This window comes from Leyella stercorea (genome assembly GCF_021531655.1).
The window spans coordinates 32,250-50,713 of the sequence record NZ_JADYUF010000026.1 but is presented as its reverse complement, the minus strand read 5'-3'; the positions used below and the strand labels follow the sequence as shown (position 1 = coordinate 50,713).

The following is an 18,464-nucleotide window of genomic DNA, read 5'->3' as shown; positions in this document are numbered from 1 at the left end:
CTATAAAGATACAAAATATTTGTGAGACTACCAACTTTTTTATGAACTATTTCTTATCCCGAACTGGGGTATAAGTTATTTTTTCATCTACAAATTTATATAAAAAGTCCGAATTATAAGCTAGTTGGGATAAAAAAAAACAGAAATGAATATCTCCGAGTACTCGCTGCTTGCGTTGAAAATGTCAAGACCAACATACCTAAATACTCAAGTTTCGGATTTAGACTTTGAGATTGAATTTATTGCATAAAAAAGGCTTTGAGTATTTCAGTATATCACGTTATGAGGTTGGAGCATAGAGCGCATGTTTCATTGGTCATGATACGCTACAACTTACTTGCCTCAATAATTACAATAAGCTTGATGCACGCTTCCAGTACCGTTTACAGTACCGCCTAACTGATACTGGAGTTTCATATAGGTGGTACTGGAGTTTCACTTATGTGGTACTGGAGTGTTACTTATGTGGTACTGACAAAGAACTTATATGCATAAATCAGGCTTCCTAATTGATGTGTTCCTCGTATTTATCAAAGTCCATAGAGGAGTCTGCTCCTACCTTTTGGAGCACAAATTTTATTACTTCTTGTTCCTCATGAGGAAGAAGAACTGCACCACGTCTGCGCTTGAAATATTGGTTGCGTCCGAAGTGGAGAACAAGTGTTGGCATGAACTGTTCGTACTGCTGTGGGAAGATATGCTTTTGTAAGTTGATGAATCCTCTGGCGTATTTCACGGGGGGGGGTGAGCAGCGGTAGTATGGGAATTGTGTGTAAAGATTATAACATTATAGCCAAAAATCCCTTTGCTACATTTCTTTTTCAATTAAATAAATCGTAAATTTGCAAATACAATAACAAACACGTACGAATATGATAATACATGTAGCCAATCCTATTTACGACTCCGTATTCAAATATATCATGGAGGACGAGCGTATTGCCAAAACCATTCTGTCGGCACTGCTGAAGAAAGAAGTGGTTCATGTCACTGTGCGGCCACATGAATATTGCAACACTACACGCGACACGCTGTCGATGTTCCGTATTGACTTCGCGGCTACCGTGCGCGAGAAGGAAGGCAATGAGATTAAAGACCGCATCGTGCTGATTGAGTTGCAGAAGACTTGGCTCAACACCGAGACGCTGCGATTCCGCCAGTATCTTGGCGCACAATACAACAACAAGAACAATATACGCGAGGCTGACGAAAAAGGATATGCCTATCCTATGGTGGCTGTCTATCTGCTTGGCCATAAAGTGGGCAATATCAAGGAGCCGATAGTATACGTAAACCACGACGTCTTCGACTATAACGGCAACGTCGTTGCCGAGGGCAATGCCGAGCCTTTTGTAGAAAGTCTTACGCACAACAGCATCATTGTGCAGATACCGCGTCTGCAAGGCAATGTCAACAACCGTCTGGAGAAGGTGCTGAGTGTGTTCGACCAGACTAATGTTGAGGGCGACACACAGCAGGTGCTGAAGATTGACGAGGACAAATATGCCGACGACAACGACATGATGTATGTGCTGCACAAGCTCACTGCCGCTGCCGCCAACTCTGAAATGAGACAGGACATGAATGTGGAAGACGAATTCTACAAGGCGATTGAAGACCGTGACACGGCTATCATGCAGCGAGACAAAATACTGAAAGAGCAAAGCGAACAGCTCTCGCAGCAAAGCGAACAGCTCTCGCAGCAAAGCGAACAGCTCTCGCAGCAAAGCGAACAGCTCTCGCAGCAGAGCGAACAGCTATCGCAGCAGAGCGAACAGCTATCGCAGCAAAGCGAACAGCTGAAGAATATGGCTAAAGCTCTGTCGGAAAGCGGACTGAGCAACGAGCAGATTTCGCAAATGACGGGGATAAGCATTACTCAGATTGCTTATTTGCTGGAATGACACATTACCTAAGAACAATTTATATAATAATAGAAAAAAGGAGACTATGGCATAACAAACCATAGTCTCCTTTTTCTATTATATATACTGATTATGTAGTTTACTCAGCACGGAAGCTCGGGAGGTCCTCCTTTACGAAGTTTGTGATGTAGGCATGCTCGCCAAATACGTTGGCCTGAGCCATGCGAACATATACATTGGCACTCTTGGCAAAGAGCTCTGCCGAACGTGTAGCGTCTTCGAGGATGAGGAGCGACATGATAATCTCGCAAGTCATGTTGTAGAGGCGGCGTGCGAGGAAGTCGTGCATTTCCTGATCCTGTGCCTCCTTGACGTACTCAAGAGCCTGCTCGTAGAGATTCACCATCTCAACTACGCGAGCCTTCAACGGCTTCAACTCATCAGCCACTTCCTTCTCGAGCATCTCCTTGATGATGCCGAGGTATGTACCGTTAGAGATATAGCGGATGGCTGCCACAACCTGAAGCTGTGTCGTACCCTCGTAGATAGAGAAGATACGTGCGTCGCGATACAGACGCTGACACTTATACTCCATGATGAAGCCCGAACCACCATGCACCTGGATAGCGTCGTAAGTGTTCTGGTTAGCATACTCAGAATTCATGCCCTTTGCCAGCGGTGTGAAAGCATCGGCAAGACGTGAGAACTTCTTCAGTTCCTGACGCTCCTCGGCTGTGAGCTTGCGCTCGCGCTGAATGTCCTCAAGAGCCTTGTAGATGTCTACATAGCGTGCTGTCTGATAGAGGATAGAGCGACCTGCGTCGAGCTTTGCCTTGATGCGGGCAATCATATCGTAAACGGCAGGGAACTTCACAATCTCAGTATCAAACTGCTTGCGCTCGCGTGCATACTTCAGAGCCTCGTCGTAGGCTGCCTGGCTTACGCCTACCGACTGTGCGGCGATGCCAAGACGTGCACCGTTCATAAGAGCCATAACGTACTTGATGAGTCCGAGACGTGTAGAACCGCAAAGCTCTGCCTTGGCATTCTTGTATACAAGCTCGCATGTAGGTGAGCCATGGATGCCAAGCTTGTGCTCGATGTGACGAACAGTAACACCACCGTCGCGCTTGTCGTAGATGAACATTGACAGACCGCGACCGTCGCGTGTGCCTTCCTCAGAGCGTGCAAGCACGAGATGGATGTCAGAATCGCCATTGGTGATGAAACGCTTAACACCGTTCAAGCGCCATGTGCCGTCTTCGTCCTGAGTAGCCTTGAGCATAACGCGCTGAAGGTCGGAACCTGCGTCAGGCTCGGTCAAGTCCATTGACATGGTCTCGCCTGCGCAAACACGCGGTATATACTTCTGGCGCTGCTCCTCCGAACCGAACTCGTAGAGAGTCTCGATACAGTCCTGAAGCGACCAGATGTTCTGGAAGCCTGCGTCTGCACACGAAACAATCTCCGAAGCCATTGAGTACGGAGTGATAGGCATGTTAAGGCCGTTGTAGCGGCGAGGCATAGAGATGCCCCACAAGCCAGCCTGACGTGTAGCCTCGATGTTGTCGTAGGTCTTCGATGCGTAGTGCATACGACCGTCTACGAGGTGCGGACCCTCAAGGTCGACATCCTCAGAGTTAGGCTCGATGATGTTGGCGGCGATGTCGCCGGTAATCTCAAGCACACGCTTATAGTTCTCGATAGCGTCCTCGAAGTCGACGGGCGCATCCTCAAATTTGTCTTTGTCGGCGTAGTTGCGCTCCTTGAGTTCAACGACGCGCTGCATTTCCGGGTGATTAAGATAGAAATCGTACTCCGGATGGTCGGTATAATAGTTAGCCATTTTTGTTTTATTTTAGAAGTTAAGAAGTTAAGGAGTCAGAAGTTAAGCCATATGCAGATCTTCTCTTCATGTTCCATAATGTTATTCCAATATATTACTAAAAGTAGAATTAAGCATTGCTTTGCAATAACCATTTAAAAGTTTGCTCGCTTCCTCTATTTTTTAATAAAGAATATTATAGACTTCATTATCTATATATCCCAAATCTCGTGATAATATTACGTAACACCTACATTCTTCGAGACTGCCTTGAGAAATATTCATAAAACGAAGTTTATCAGCTTTGCCCATTTTCTTATAGCCTTCCGCAATATTTGCAATAATAGAAACAGCAGCTCTTTGAAATTGGGATATTAACCCATATTTCTCAGAATCGGGAAATAATTTTGTATATTTGTATACATCTAATACAAAATCATAAGCTTTCTGCCATGCCAAAATATTTTGAAAAGTTTGTCCCATAAAAACAAATGGCTTAACTTCTTAACTACTGAATTCTTAACTACTTATTATTCGCTTTATAGTACTTGATGAGTTTCGGAAGCACCTCTTCAACAGTGCCGGTGATGACGTAGTCGGCAATCTTGTTGATAGGAGCGTCGGGGTCGTTGTTCACAGAGATGATGATGCCTGAATCCTGCATACCGGCGATGTGCTGAATCTGACCAGAGATACCGCAGGCGATGTACACCTTCGGGTGAACAGTCACACCGGTCTGACCAATCTGACGGTCGTGGTCGCACCATCCGGCGTCAACAGCTGCACGACTTGCGCCTACCTCACCATGGAGTTCCTTGGCAAGCTGGAAGAGCAGGTCGAAGTTCTCCTTTGAACCTACGCCGTATCCACCAGCCACAACGATGGGAGCACCCTTGAGGTTGTGCTTAGCAGCCTCAACATGACGGTCGAGCACCTTAACTACATAGTCGGCATCGGGAACATACTTGGCAACGTCGGCATATACAACCTCGCCCTTAGCCTTGCCCTCATAGAGAGCCTTCTGCATCACGCCGCTACGAACGGTAGCCATCTGCGGACGGTGGTCGGGATTGACGATGGTAGCCACGATGTTACCGCCGAATGCCGGACGAATCTGATAGAGCAGGTTGTCGTAGTGAGTGCCGCTCTTCTTGTCGTCGTAGTCGCCAATCTCAAGCTCTGTACAGTCGGCTGTCAATCCGCTGGTGAGCGATGAAGAAACGCGCGGACCGAGGTCGCGACCTATAACTGTAGCACCCATGAGTGCTATCTGCGGCTGCTCCTCCTTGAAGAGGTTGACAAGAATGTCGGTATGAGGAGCTGATGTGTAGGGGAAGAGTCCCTCTGCGTCGAATACAAAGAGTTTGTCGACACCATAAGGGAGTATCTGATCCTCCACCTTGCCCTTGATGCCTGTTCCGGCAACGATGGCGTTAAGGTCGACGCCAAGCTGGTTGGCAAGCTTACGACCCTTGGTGAGAAGTTCCTGAGACACTTCCTGAACCTGAGTGCCTTCTATCTCGCAATATACAAATACGTTGTTCATATTTTCTGATTTAGGAGTTTTGAATTTTGAGTTTTGAATTATGCGCTCTGCGCATTTTGAGTTTATCATTTTTGAGTTATGAATTCTTCATTCAAAAATTCAAAAAATCAACATTGCGGCTGTACCGCAACAATTCAACATTCAAAATTCAACATTCAAAATTTAACCAATAATCTTTTCGTCCAACAATTCCTTAATCAGACCCTCAATGTCTGCGTCGCAGCCTGTGAGAGTCTTGCTTTCCTTAGCCTGGAACACGATGTTCTTGACAGCCTTCACCTTAGTAGGCGAACCGCTCAATCCGCACTGCTGCGGGTCGCCATCAACATCGGCTACTGTCCACTGGTTGAGTGTGAGATAAGGACGCTCCTCATAGAGGTAGTTGTACTTATTCTCCGAATTGCGCTCCATAGGAGCTGTGGCACGCTTGTACTTCATCACGAGCTTGGCATTGGCCGGACGGCACGGAGCTGCAGAACCTGTCACTGTGACAACGAGCGGCATGGGAGCCTCAACTGTCTCTACGCCACCATCAATGTGACGACGGATTGTGAGCTTGCCGTCCTCGCACTTGAGTATTTCCTCAGCATATGTCACCTGCGAGAGACCGAGCTTCTGAGCAACCTGCGGACCTACCTGAGCTGTATCGCCGTCGATAGCCTGACGACCACCGATAACTACGTCTACATCGCCAATCTTCTGAATGGCTGTAGCAAGAGCATAAGATGTGGCGAGGGTGTCGGCACCTGCAAAGAGACGGTCGGTGAGCAACCATCCTGTGTCTGCTCCACGATACAATCCCTGACGGATTATCTCAGCAGCACGGGGAGGGCCCATTGTCAATATACCTACTGTTGAGCCAGGATTCTGCTCTTTCAGACGCAGAGCCTGCTCCAATGCGTTCAAATCTTCTGGATTGAAGATAGCCGGCAAGGCCGCACGGTTGACAGTGCCTTCGGCTGTCATTGCATCCTTACCGACATTTCGTGTGTCGGGTACCTGCTTGGCAAGTACAACTATTTTCAAACTCATATATTAATAAATTATTGTAATATCTAAGTTGCAAAAGTAATAACTTTATGTTACGCAGCCAAATATACGGCTCAGAAAATGCTATTTACGCATAACAAAATTAACCTTTATTTCAGCTAATGCGTTCATTATGATATGTAAAAAGGTAGGTTTCAATATCTATTGTACCAAAAATTATAGCTAACTTTGCAGAGTTTTTCAATAATAACAAAAGTACTGAACTTTCGCAAGTTCAGAGAATTCAGTAGTTAAAGGAGTTAAGAAGTTAAGCCAAATGCTTATAATGCTATATCAAGCAAAAAAACTAATGGCTTAACTCCTTAGCGACTGTAGGGCGCGACAACTCCTTAACTTCTTAACTACTTTCGCTTGCGAAACTTAAATAAAAGTAGTAATAATGATTGTCTGTATAGCCGAGAAACCAAGCGTAGCCAAAGATATAGCCCGCATATTGGGCGCAACGAGTGCCCATAATGGATATATGGAGGGTAATGGCTACCAAGTGACATGGACCTTCGGCCATCTTTGTACGCTGAAGGAACCTAACGACTATACCGACATGTGGAAACATTGGAGCCTTGCGTCGCTGCCTATGATTCCACAACGTTTCGGTATTAAGCTTATTGACGACGACGGCATAAAACGACAGTTTGCCGTTATAGAACGACTCATGCAAGCCGCCGACGGCATCATCAACTGTGGTGACGCCGGACAGGAAGGTGAGCTGATTCAGCGATGGGTGATGCAGAAGGCTGGAGCGAAGTGTCCCGTCAAGCGATTGTGGATTTCGTCAATGACCGACGAGGCGATACGCGAGGGCTTCAACTCGCTCAAGGACCAGGACGAATACCAACCGCTGTACATTGCCGGACTGAGCCGTGCCATCGGCGACTGGATTCTGGGCATGAACGCCACCCGTCTTTACACTCTGAAGTACGCACAGAACCGTCAGGTGCTGTCCATAGGACGTGTGCAGACTCCTACGCTGGCACTCATCGTAAACCGACAGAAGGAAATCGACTCGTTTGAGCCGGAGCCTTACTGGGTTCTTGCCACCGTATATCGCGACACCACATTCACCGCCACCAAGGGCAAGTTCACAACCAAGGAGGAGGGCGAGGCTGCATTTGCAACCATAGCCGACAAGCCTTTCACGGTCAACGCAGTAACGAAAAAGAACGGCACGGAGGCTCCGCCACGCCTGTTCGACCTGACTTCGTTGCAGGTGGAGTGCAACCGCAAGTTCGCTTACAGCGCTGAGACCACCCTGAAACTCATACAGGGACTGTACGAGCGCAAGCTCACCACATATCCGCGTGTAGACACCCAATACCTCAGCGACGACATCTACCCCAAGTGTCCGTCGATACTTTCGGGCATAAGCCGACACTACGAAGCACTGATGCAACCGCTCATGGGCAAGAAACTCACCAAGTCGAAGCGTGTGTTCGACTCGTCTAAGGTGACCGACCACCACGCCATAATTCCCACCGGCGTGCCGGCAACAAGCCTGACGGACATGGAGCGTAACGTGTACGACCTCATAGCACGCCGATTCATTGCCGTGTTCTATCCCGACTGCAAATTCTCTACCACTACCGTACTGGGTACTGTGGACGAAGTGGAGTTCAAGACAAGCGGAAAGGAGATTCTGTCGCCGGGCTGGCGCGCCGTCTACGCACAGCAAAACGACTCTGCAACGAACGATGATGAGGAGCACAAGGACGAGGAACGCACTCTGCCAACATTCACCAAGGGCGAGAGCGGACCTCATACGCCTACGCTGAGCGAGAAGTGGACCACGCCGCCCAAGTACTACACCGAGGCAACGCTGCTCAGAGCTATGGAGACGGCGGGTAAGTTTGTCGAGGACGAGACTCTGCGTGCTGCGCTGAAGGAGAACGGCATCGGCCGACCGTCATCGCGCGCCGGAATCATCGAGACCCTCTTCAAGCGCCACTATATACGACGCGAGCGCAAGAACCTTGTGGCTACGGCTACCGGTATTGAACTGATAGACATCATTCACGAGGAACTGCTCAAGAGTTGTGAGCTGACTGGTATATGGGAGAAGAAGCTGCGCGACATCGAACACCGCAAGTACGACGCTGCCGACTTCATAAACGGACTGAAACAGCAGATTACGGAGATTGTATACGACGTGCTGCGCGACAACAGCAACCGCCGTGTCACTACCCTGACCGAAGAAGACCTGAAAAAGAAAACAAAAAAGAAGGCTTCTACAAAAACAACGAAGCCGTCTGCCAAAACTGCCACTGCCAAACAGCAGCAGTCTGCCGCCGCCACTCCTACCCCACCTCAGTCAGAACAAACGCCAACTGCCGACGACAGCATAATAGGAACGGTGTGCCCGCTATGCGGCAAAGGCACTATAATAAAAGGACGCACGGCATACGGATGCAGCGAGTGGCGTAACGGATGCACCTACCGCGCCCTGTTCAAGCAATAACCCGATTGAGCAATGGATATAATTATTAAGCCCGATGCCAGCAATTGACATCGGGCTTATTTTGATTAATACGCTCTTTCTCCAAATATGTAAGTGCCCACACGCACCATAGTCGACCCGCACTCGGCGGCTATATGATAGTCGTGGCTCATTCCCCACGAACGCTCACAGAAGTTGTCGTCGTCGGCAAAGTAGCGCTGCTTCACCTCGTTGAAGAAGTCGGCAGCCATACAGAACTCGTCGTGTATGAGTTTGGTGTCGTCGACATGCGATGCCATCATCATCAGTCCGCAAATCTGCACGTTCTGCATTTCGCGCCATTCGCCAGCCTCAAGCAGCTGTCGGCAAGCGTCGAGTGTCAGTCCATACTTGGTTTCTTCTTCGGCTATGTGCAGTTCCAACAGCACCTTAATGACACGTCCGTTGGCCTTTGCCTGCTTGTTTATCTCGCGCAGGAGCTTGAGCGAGTCAACGGCGTCAATCATCGAAATGTATGGAGCGATGTACTTCACCTTATTGGTCTGCAAGTGTCCGATGAAGTGCCACTCTATGTCATTAGGCAATTCACCCACCTTACGTGCAAGTTCCTGCTCACGGCTTTCGCCGAATAGGCGCTGACCGGCGTCGTATGCCGCCTTGATACATTCAGACGGATGAAACTTGCTCACAGCAACCAGCCTTACACCTTGCGGCAGGCTGCTCTTGACTTCGCCCAAACGGCGTGCAATGTCTGTTGTTTCCATAGCCTAAACTTACTTTCAACTCTAAATTCTCAACTCTCAACTGATCTTAGCCTTCAAACTCTGGCTTATCGTTCTTCTCCTCCTTCTTAGCAGGAGCGTTGTGCTCGAATACATCCATAATCTTTGTTTCAGATATGTTTGCAATGATGTAGTCGATGGCAGTCTTGCCCATAGCGTCCTCAATATTCTTTACGGCAGCATTGAATGTAGCGGCCTGTACGAGGAAGTTAACAGCCGAACGCTTCTCCTTGGCAGTCTTTTCGTCGATAGTGATGAACGAGAGTTTGGCCTTGTACCAGCGGTCGTCGGTATCGCTGTCGCTGAAGAAGATTTCGCCATACGAAGCAGGTGAAATGTTCTTCACCTCAAATTCGCCAGTCACGAAAGGCTCCATCTCCTTTGTGATTGTCTCCTCGGCCTCGCCGAAGGTCAGAGCGTCAACTACATATATCTCATTAACCTTCTTCTGTCCTGCATCTTCTGTCTGGCGCTCATAGCGCACGGTGGTCTCAAACCAATTTGCTGTTCTTGATCTCATTTTCCTGATATGTTATGTTATTATTATATTATTTCACTTACTTTTGTTTCGAACGACAAAAGTAGCAATTTATTCTGACATACGAAATAACATACAGCCTTAAAATTACTTATAAATGGACTCCTTTGCTTTATTATTCGGGAATTTTTGTATAAATTTGTGGGTTAACTATAACAAGCAAACCTATTTATTCTATGAACAAGTCATTATACACAATCGCTGTCGCCGTAGGCTCTCTGTTGATGGCTACGGACGTCAACGCCCAGAACCTCTTGCCTAAGCCCCAAACGTTTAAGGCTGGCAAGGGTTATTTCAGTACCAGTACACCAACCGTTAATATTGTCAACGAGGCAGGACCCGATGCCGAGAACATCTACACACGCTCTTGGCAGCAAACCAACAGCCCCACAGCCAAGCAGACCATCAAGCTTATAAAGCTACATAACGCATCGTCGCCCGAAGCCTACCGACTGCACATCACAGCCGATTCTATCGTCATGAGCGCTGCATCGGCAGACGCTTTCCGCTACGCATGGCAGACCATAGGCCAGCTCAAGACCAAGCAGGGCATCATGGCTTGCGACATCGACGATGCGCCTGCCTACAAGTGGCGCTCGATAATGCTCGACGTGTCACGCCATTTTGAGCCTGTCAGCTTCATCAAGAAGCAGATTGACGTGATGGCACAATACAAGTTCAACCGTCTGCACCTCCATCTCACCGACGCTGCGGGCTGGCGCATCGAGATCAAGCGCTATCCGCTCTTGACGCGTATGGCTGCATGGCGACCCGAACGCACATGGAAGGAGTGGAGCAACAACGGAGCCAAGTACACTATGGAAGGCTCTGCCGACGCTCACGGAGGCTACTACACCCAGGACGAGCTGCGCCAGCTCGTAGCCTACGCTGCCGAACGAGGCATTACGATTGTTCCCGAAATAGAGATGCCGGGCCACTCAGCCGAAGTGATGGCTGCCTATCCCGAACTCTCGTGCACGCATAAGCCATACGAGCAGATGGACTTCTGCGCAGGCAGCGTGGCTACATACGACTTCCTTGAGAACGTGCTGAAGGAGGTGATGGACATTTTCCCGTCTAAATACATTCACGTCGGAGGCGACGAGGCTGCCAAGCAGTCGTGGGGCGACTGCCCCCTGTGCCAGCGCAAGATGAAGGAACTGGGATGCGACAAGGACGGACTGCAGGCAAATCTTATTGCCCACTTCGGACGCTTCCTCAACTCTTACGGCCGTCAGCTTGTAGGTTGGGACGAGGTGATTGCCGGCAACTTGGCTCGCAACACTACCGTCATGGTGTGGCGCGGACTCGAAAAGGCACACGAGGCCATCGAGCACGGCTACGACGTGGTGCTTTCGCCTGGTGCCTACTGCTATCTCGACGCTTATCAGGACGCTCCGCTCTCGCAACCCGAGGCTATAGGCGGCTACCTGCCGTTGGAGAAAGTGTACAGCTATGTGCCGGGCGAAGACCTGCCTGAGGCTGAACGCAAGATGATAACAGGCATCCAGGGCAACCTATGGGCAGAATACATCCCCACTCCCGAACACATGGAATACATGCTCTATCCGCGTGCTTTGGCTATAGCCGAGATAGGATGGAACGGCACCGAGCATAAGAACTATGCAGACTTCCGCCGTCGCGCCATTGCACAATGCGACCTTCTGCGCCATCAGGGCGTCAACACATTCGACATCAGACGCGAGAAGGGCGAGCGACCGGAGTCAGTCAAGCCCACCAAGCACAAGGCTTTTGGCTGCAAGGTAATCTACAACCGCCCTTATTCTAAGCAATACGTAGCCGGTGGCGACCAGTCGCTCGTGGACGGAATACGTGGCGGATGGACCTACGGCGACAAGAAATGGCAGGGCTTTATAGGCAAGGACTACTGCCTCGACGTCACTCTCGACCTTGGCTCGGTGCAGAATCTGTCGTCTGTTTCGGTCGACTTCATGCAGGCTTATGGCGCATGGGTGTTCTTCCCCGAGAACTTCAAGGTGTCGGTAAGCAACGACGGCAAGAACTTTAACGAGGTATACTCTACAACGTCAACAGTCGACAAGAACATCCAGTCGGGCTATCGCACACTGGCATGGAAGGGCCACAGCAAGGCTCGCTACGTACGTGTGCAGGGCAACACGACAATGGACGGCGGATGGCTGTTCATCGATGAGATTGTAGTGAAGTAGCCAATGGCATAGTGGCGACAGTCACTATATATAATAAGGTATAATACATAAAACGTTTTTATTTTATGAAACAGTATATATTAACAATGTGTATGTTGATAGCTACGGCGGTTTCGGCAAACTGCCAGACCTCCGTAGTGAAGCCGGGCGAGCGTCCCGAGGTGCTGATAGAGACCACGATGGGCAACATACGTGTACAACTGTACAACGAGACTCCGCTCCATCGCGACAACTTCCTTAAGCTGATACGCGAGCACCACTTCTACGATTCGCTGCTGTTCCACCGTGTCATTCCCGACTTTATGATTCAGGCGGGCGACCCTTGGAGCAAGAACGCCAAGAAGGGTGAGGAACTTGGCGAACACTCGCTCGACTATAACATCCCTGCCGAAATACGTCTGCCGGGTATTTACCACAAACGTGGCGTCCTGGCAGCAGCCCGCGAGCCGGACAATGTCAACCCGAAGCACGAGTCGAGCAGTTCGCAGTTCTACATCGTCTACGGTAAGAAGCAGAGCGAAAAGGCCATTGCCCGACAGCAGCACCGCCTCGACTCCGTCTTCAACGACAGTATCAAGATGACTCCCGAAATGATTGAACAGTACACAACCGTTGGTGGCACGCCACATCTCGACGGAGGATACACGGTATTCGGCGAAGTATTGGAGGGAATGGACGTAGTAGACAAGATTCAACGAGTAGAGCGCGACAAGAACGACCGCCCCATAGAAGACATACGAATAATAAAGGCAAGAATAATAAAAGACCTGCCTGGTATGGCGAAGAAGCCCAAGGCTGCAACAAAGAAAAGACGCGGATTGCGTGTGGTGGGCTAACTATCAAACGCAAACTATATTCGTGTGATTAGTGAAATTCGTGGTGAAAGACCGAACACGAATCACTCGAATTGAACGAATTAATTCATGGTGAAATTCACGGATAATTCATGATAATTCGTGACTGAAAACCTCTCAGCAATCATAAAGTCTTTTAAGTCACGAATTACCACGAATTGTCCATAAATCAAGCCAACCGATTGTAACGCAAACTATATTCGTGTGATTAGTGAAATTCGTGGTGAAAGACCGAACACGAATCTCTCGAATTGAACGAATTAATTCATGGTGAAATTCACGATTAATTCATGATAATTCGTGACTGAAAACCACACGATACAAAAAGGAGTCCTTTTGAACTCCAAAACGAGTCCTTTTGCCTTCCAAAACGAGTCCTTTTACAACGCAAAACGAGCCCTTTTGGAATGCAAAAGGACTCGTTTTCAATTTCTTACTTTTCCAGTTTCTTCAACACCTTCTCAAGTTCTGCCCAATGCTCTTCAGTCATGTCATTGGGAGTGAAGATGCTGATGCCGTTGGCACCGGCAGCCATCGACGACTCAACAGCCTCGGCTATCTCCGACGGAAGGAGTCCCGAGTTCTCAGGATCAACCACCTTGTCCTTGTTGCGCCAGTCGTGACAGATGAAGATGCCACTATATAATAAGGTGTTGCGACCCTTAAGCGACTCAGCCTCTTCCTTCGTCACCTTGCCAACCCATGATGCCGGCTCCATATAGAAGTCGTTGTAGTTCATGGGGAACACAGCGTCGAGGTTCCACTTGTTCCACTGCTGGCGCACCATCCATTCGGCGTAGCTCTTCGGACCGGGGAACACATCGGCACTCAACTTCTTGCCCTTGGCATGAACAGCGTCGCTAATGCGGTTTACAAGAGCCGTGATGGCGTCGCAGCGGAACTGAGCCCACTCCTTGATCTTCGACGGGTCGCACACCTTGGTGATGTCTATTCCGCTCTGCTTCTTGAATGCAGCCACACAGTCTGGGCAGTAGCAGAAGTCGGCCTTGGCATACTCGCCGTTCATCACGAGTCCGTACTTGTCCCAAAGTCCGCGCGCCAGGATTACGTCGGCATAGCGGATATAGTCGAGCTGAACATAGTCAACCTCAGGAATTTCGGCAATCTGCTCGAATGTTGTAGTGAGGAACTTCTTCACTTCCTCGTTACGAGGGTCGAGCGTAGTATAATAAGGTACGTAAGGAGGATTGTCGTAGGCCGACTCACCCAGTCGGTTTACGGTGTACCAGCTCTTCGGCTTGCCGCCAGGAGTCATAGTAGGCACCCATGCGTGATACTCCAGTCCTGCCTTCTTGGCTGCTTTCGACGCTGTGCGAATCTTCTCCAGATCCATTCCGGCGTTGATGCACACACCAGTTACACCGTGCTTCTTCCACGCCTTGAAGTCGGCAGTAAGCGACTTCTCAGTTGCGTTGTCGGCAAAACCTGCCCAAGCATACACAGGAATCTTGTTGCCCTTGGCGCTGGCACACAATGCTGTGAGCGCTACGGCAAGAGTTAGAAATAGTTTTTTCATGCTGTTTGTTCTTTTATTTATAAATAGATGTTTATATAGCAAATGATGTTAGAATGCAAAATTAAAAAAAAATATTGAAATAAAAGTCAGTTACCTTAAAAACACATTATTTATAACCAAATTGAATATTTTTTGTCTTCAAACTCGATTTTTATGTTAAAAGACTACATTATTCTGAAAATTTTATTACTTTTGCAACATAAAATTTGAGAACAATTGTGTGCGTACAGACCATACGCACATACAACGGAATTAAAACCATATCAAAAGAGTAAAAAAAATTTTATTAAGAATTAGAAAGGTACTATCTATTATTGCGTCCTATCGACCAATTAAGTTCTATCTATTATTAATTCTAACTAATTATAAATTCTAACTAAAATTTACATCTATGTCAAAACGAGTACAGACAGTCGGCATGCTGTTGGCTCTTACCTCAATGGCTATTGGGGGAAGTAGCACGGCTTATGCCGGTACGGTGACTGCTTCGAATGCTGCACAGAACATGCAGCAGGACGCAGCGTGCAAGGGTGTCGTTAAGGACGCTACTGGTGAGCCCATTATCGGTGTATCGGTTATCGTCAAGGGTACTACCAACGGTGCTGTTACCGACATTGACGGCAATTTCAGCCTTGCCAATGTCAAGAAGGGCGCTACTCTGCGCTTCACTTACCTGGGCTACAATCCGCAGGAAGTAGTTTACAACGGACAGCCGCTCAACATCACTCTTGTTGAGGATTCTAAGGCGCTTGACGAGGTTGTGGTTACAGCCCTCGGTATCAAGAAGGACGCAAAGAAGCTGGGTTATGCAGTAAGTACTGTAAGCTCAGCCGACCTCACCAAGACGGGTTCAAGCAACATCGCTGCCGGTCTTTATGGTAAGGCTACTGGTGTGCGCATTCAGTCGGCACCTGGTGGCGGCACTTCTGCCGTTTCAATTTCAGTACGTGGTCTGTCTTCTATTTCTGGTAACACACAGCCATTGCTCGTGCTCGACGGTGTGCCTATCCGCAACGGCAACGCCAACAACAGCGACTACTGGGGAAGCCAGCGCATCGAGTCGAACGGTCTTGTAGATATCAACCCTGAGGACATCGACAACATCTCTATCCTTAAGGGTGCTGCCGCTTCGGCACTTTACGGTTCGGAGGCTGCCAACGGCGTTGTGATGATTACCACAAAGAAGGGCAAGAACGGCGGCGGTACACACGTCGACTTCAGCGCTAATCTTAGCATCGACCGCGTAGCATACATGCCTGAGATTCAGAAGGAGTTCGGTCCGGGCTACGACAACTACGTTCTCGGCGACAAGGACATGACAGCTCTTACCGGTTTCCGTCAGGAGCGCTTCGACCGCAACGGCAAGACTATCACCACAACCAACCGTGAAAGCTACTACTCATACGGTGCACGTTATGACGCAAACAAGAAGGTGACATATTTCGACGGAACCGAGCGTTCGTTCACTCCGATTGACCACAACCAGTGGAACGACATCTTCCGCACAGGTGTAAACCAGACCTACAACCTTGCGCTTACCAATAGTACCGATCGCAACAACATCCGTTTCTCTTATACATACAACGATGTTCTGCCGATGCAGTACAACTCAAAGAACCGCAAGCACAACTTCAACCTCAATGGTTCGTTCGACGTTACCAAGACCATCAAGTTGAACTATAGCGCTACATACACCACACAGTACATCAAGAACCGTCCGTATCGTATCTCGCGTCTTACCAACAACTACAGCGGTATGTTCGGTGGATTCACCGACGTGGAGTACATCCGCAAACACACCGTAACAAGCGACGGCTATATGAATACTGTAGCCAAGATCAACGGCGGTACAGACGAGACGCTGACTCCCGACGAGCAGTTCCTCTACTCTCCAATGGGTTCTACATCATTGGTTAGCGAGTACTTCTGGAACATCTTCGGCAAGACACAGGAAGAGCAGCACCACCGCTTCATCGGTTCAATCAACCCGACTTGGGACATTATCCCTGGATTGAAGCTGAGCGCACGTGTGGCATCTGACCTCACCTCCGACAAGACCGAGAACAAGAACAGCGCCGAGAAGGCTCACTCGTTCTCTACCGACGGTCACTACACTGACTCTTACGGCTTGACCAACTATCAGTACAACATCGTTTACGGCGATGCCATGTTGATGCTTGACAAGACTTTTGCCGAGAAGCACAACGTTACTGCCAACTTTGGATGGAACGCACGTACAGAGCGCCTCTATCAGAGCGCTGTAAGCACACAGAACGGTCTGCTTCAGGAGAACTGGTTCGACCTTGCTGCCTCTGTAGGCACCAAGAACTCCAAAATGAACAAGCAGGAGCTGCTCCGCACCGGTATGTTCCTCACAGCAAGCTACGGCTACGACAGCTGGGCTTATCTGGAGGGTTCTATCCGTCAGGAGAAGACTTCTACACTTGCCAAGGGTCACAACTCGTTCTGGTATCCTTCTGTAAGCGCCAGCGTACTCTATACTGAGTTGCTCAAGGACAAGCGTCCGAGCTGGTGGAACTACGGTAAGATCCGCGTGTCATACGGTATCGTAGGTAACGCCCCCGAGCTGTACAAGGCAAACCTTGTATATAATGTAGGCTCAATGAACCGCGACACTAACTATCCTTACATTTACGTTCCGACAACCCTCGGCAATGAGAACATCGTTCCTGAGAAGAAGCACGAGTTTGAGATCGGTATCGAGAACAAGTTCTTCAACAACCGTTTGGGATTTGAGTTCAACTTCTACTCTAACGACATCAAGAACCAGATTCTGAAGACTTCGGCTGCTGCCTCTATGGGTGGTCAGGCTATGTGGATGAACGTAGGCGACATGACCAACAAGGGTATTGAGTTCAGCGTTAACGGAACTCCTATCGTCAACAAGGATTGGCAGTGGGATGTACGTGCCAACATAGCATGGAACCAGAACAAGGTGAAGAAGCTTGCCGACGGACTCGACCGCCTCGAGCACTTCAACACCGACGGTGCCGTTCGTCTGGAGTCGCATGTAGGTCAGCCTATGGGCGACTGGTACGCATGGACATGGAAGAAGGACGAGAAGACAGGACAGTATCTCATCGGTGCTGACGGTCTGCGCATTGCTGACAAGACTGAGATGCACAAGGTGGGCAACGCTATGCCTAAGCTCACTGGTGGTTTCGGCACAAGCCTTAGCTACAAGAACTGGACTCTCGACATGAACTTCGACTTCCGCATCGGTGGCGACGTGCTCAACTTGCCGTGGCAGTACATGAAGTCAGTAGGTAACATCACCGACGCTGTAGGCGTACGCGATGCTGCTTCGGGCGGTATCTTCTACTACAGCACAACTGATAAGGTTACAGACAAGGCTTCGCTCGTACGTGTTGATCCTTCACAGATTCAGAACTACAAGCGTGGCGAGACCATGATCGGCGGTCACTACGTATGGGACAACGGTTTGATCCTGCCGGGTGTAAAGGAAGACGGCACACCTAACGACATCATCGTTACTCAGTTTGAGGCTAACGACGGTATGTACGGTTGGGGTTCAGGCGCTACACAGAGCTACGCTGACGCTGTGCAGAAGAACACCTATATCAAGTGCCGTGAGATCAGCTTGGCTTACACATTGCCTAAGATGCTCACCAAGAAGTTCGGTTGCACCAACCTTACTGTTTCGGCATTTGCACGCAACCCGTTCTACATCTATCGCACAATGAAGCTGTTCGATGCTGAGACCACCGACGGTACAAACTGGATCTATCAGTCAATCATCGGCGGTTCTACCGCAAGTGCCCGCACATTCGGCGTTTCGCTGCGTGCAAGCTTCTAAATTCGTAAG

11 protein-coding genes and 2 pseudogenes are annotated in these 18,464 nt (G+C 49.1%); 5 read left to right on the top strand and 8 right to left on the bottom strand.

The features are described 5' to 3' along the window. Nucleotides 1-505: 505 nt before the first annotated feature. A pseudogene (locus I6E49_RS08840) lies at nucleotides 506-748 on the bottom strand (DUF6078 family protein); the annotation flags it as partial. A gap of 124 nt (nucleotides 749-872) precedes the next feature. Between I6E49_RS08840 and I6E49_RS08835 the strand changes: the two are divergent. Then, nucleotides 873-1,904: a hypothetical protein gene (locus tag I6E49_RS08835; protein WP_235401881.1), complete on the top strand. Its 1,032-nt coding sequence runs from the start codon at nucleotides 873-875 to the stop codon at nucleotides 1,902-1,904. 100 nt (nucleotides 1,905-2,004) lie between these two features. On the opposite strand, the gene I6E49_RS08830 is transcribed toward I6E49_RS08835, so the two are convergent. The 4 genes and pseudogenes from I6E49_RS08830 to I6E49_RS08815 all read right to left on the bottom strand — a co-directional run bounded on the left by I6E49_RS08830 (nucleotide 2,005) and on the right by I6E49_RS08815 (nucleotide 6,268). Further along, entirely contained in the window at nucleotides 2,005-3,711 is a 1,707-nt protein-coding gene (locus I6E49_RS08830) for an acyl-CoA dehydrogenase family protein (protein ID WP_235401880.1), read from the bottom strand. Nucleotides 3,712-3,876: 165 nt separating this feature from the next. Next, nucleotides 3,877-4,173 (bottom strand): annotated as a pseudogene (locus I6E49_RS08825) (four helix bundle protein); the annotation flags it as partial. Between the two features lie 40 nt (nucleotides 4,174-4,213). Beyond that, entirely contained in the window at nucleotides 4,214-5,236 is a 1,023-nt protein-coding gene (locus tag I6E49_RS08820; protein WP_235401879.1) for an electron transfer flavoprotein subunit alpha/FixB family protein, read from the bottom strand. A gap of 162 nt (nucleotides 5,237-5,398) precedes the next feature. Then, nucleotides 5,399-6,268, bottom strand: a complete 870-nt coding sequence (locus tag I6E49_RS08815; protein WP_235401878.1) for an electron transfer flavoprotein subunit beta/FixA family protein — start codon at nucleotides 6,266-6,268, stop codon at nucleotides 5,399-5,401. 397 nt (nucleotides 6,269-6,665) lie between these two features. On the opposite strand from I6E49_RS08815, the gene I6E49_RS08810 reads away from it, so the two are divergent. Next, nucleotides 6,666-8,738, top strand: coding sequence for a DNA topoisomerase 3 (locus I6E49_RS08810; protein WP_235401877.1), 2,073 nt, complete (start codon nucleotides 6,666-6,668; stop codon nucleotides 8,736-8,738). Between the two features lie 65 nt (nucleotides 8,739-8,803). Here I6E49_RS08810 and I6E49_RS08805 read toward each other — a convergent pair whose 3' ends face one another. Then, nucleotides 8,804-9,481: a YggS family pyridoxal phosphate-dependent enzyme gene (locus tag I6E49_RS08805; protein WP_235401876.1), complete on the bottom strand. Its 678-nt coding sequence runs from the start codon at nucleotides 9,479-9,481 to the stop codon at nucleotides 8,804-8,806. Nucleotides 9,482-9,527: 46 nt separating this feature from the next. Then, a complete protein-coding gene (locus tag I6E49_RS08800) occupies nucleotides 9,528-10,019 on the bottom strand; it encodes a DUF4494 domain-containing protein (RefSeq protein WP_235393090.1) in 492 nt (163 codons plus the stop codon). 194 nt (nucleotides 10,020-10,213) lie between these two features. On the opposite strand from I6E49_RS08800, the gene I6E49_RS08795 reads away from it, so the two are divergent. Both I6E49_RS08795 and I6E49_RS08790 read left to right on the top strand, forming a co-directional pair. Then, nucleotides 10,214-12,226: a glycoside hydrolase family 20 protein gene (locus I6E49_RS08795; RefSeq protein ID WP_235401875.1), complete on the top strand. Its 2,013-nt coding sequence runs from the start codon at nucleotides 10,214-10,216 to the stop codon at nucleotides 12,224-12,226. A 65-nt stretch (nucleotides 12,227-12,291) separates the two neighbouring features. Further along, the gene (locus I6E49_RS08790) at nucleotides 12,292-13,062 is read left to right on the top strand and encodes a peptidylprolyl isomerase (RefSeq protein WP_235401873.1); all 771 of its coding nucleotides are present in this window, start codon (nucleotides 12,292-12,294) and stop codon (nucleotides 13,060-13,062) included. A gap of 451 nt (nucleotides 13,063-13,513) precedes the next feature. Here the strand turns inward: I6E49_RS08790 and I6E49_RS08785 are convergent, their stop codons facing one another. Continuing rightward, entirely contained in the window at nucleotides 13,514-14,617 is a 1,104-nt protein-coding gene (locus I6E49_RS08785) for a hypothetical protein (RefSeq protein WP_235401871.1), read from the bottom strand. Nucleotides 14,618-15,008: 391 nt separating this feature from the next. Here I6E49_RS08785 and I6E49_RS08780 point away from each other — a divergent pair, with 391 nt between their 5' ends. After that, the gene (locus I6E49_RS08780; protein WP_235401870.1) at nucleotides 15,009-18,455 is read left to right on the top strand and encodes a SusC/RagA family TonB-linked outer membrane protein; all 3,447 of its coding nucleotides are present in this window, start codon (nucleotides 15,009-15,011) and stop codon (nucleotides 18,453-18,455) included. The last annotated feature ends 9 nt before the right edge of the window (nucleotides 18,456-18,464 follow it).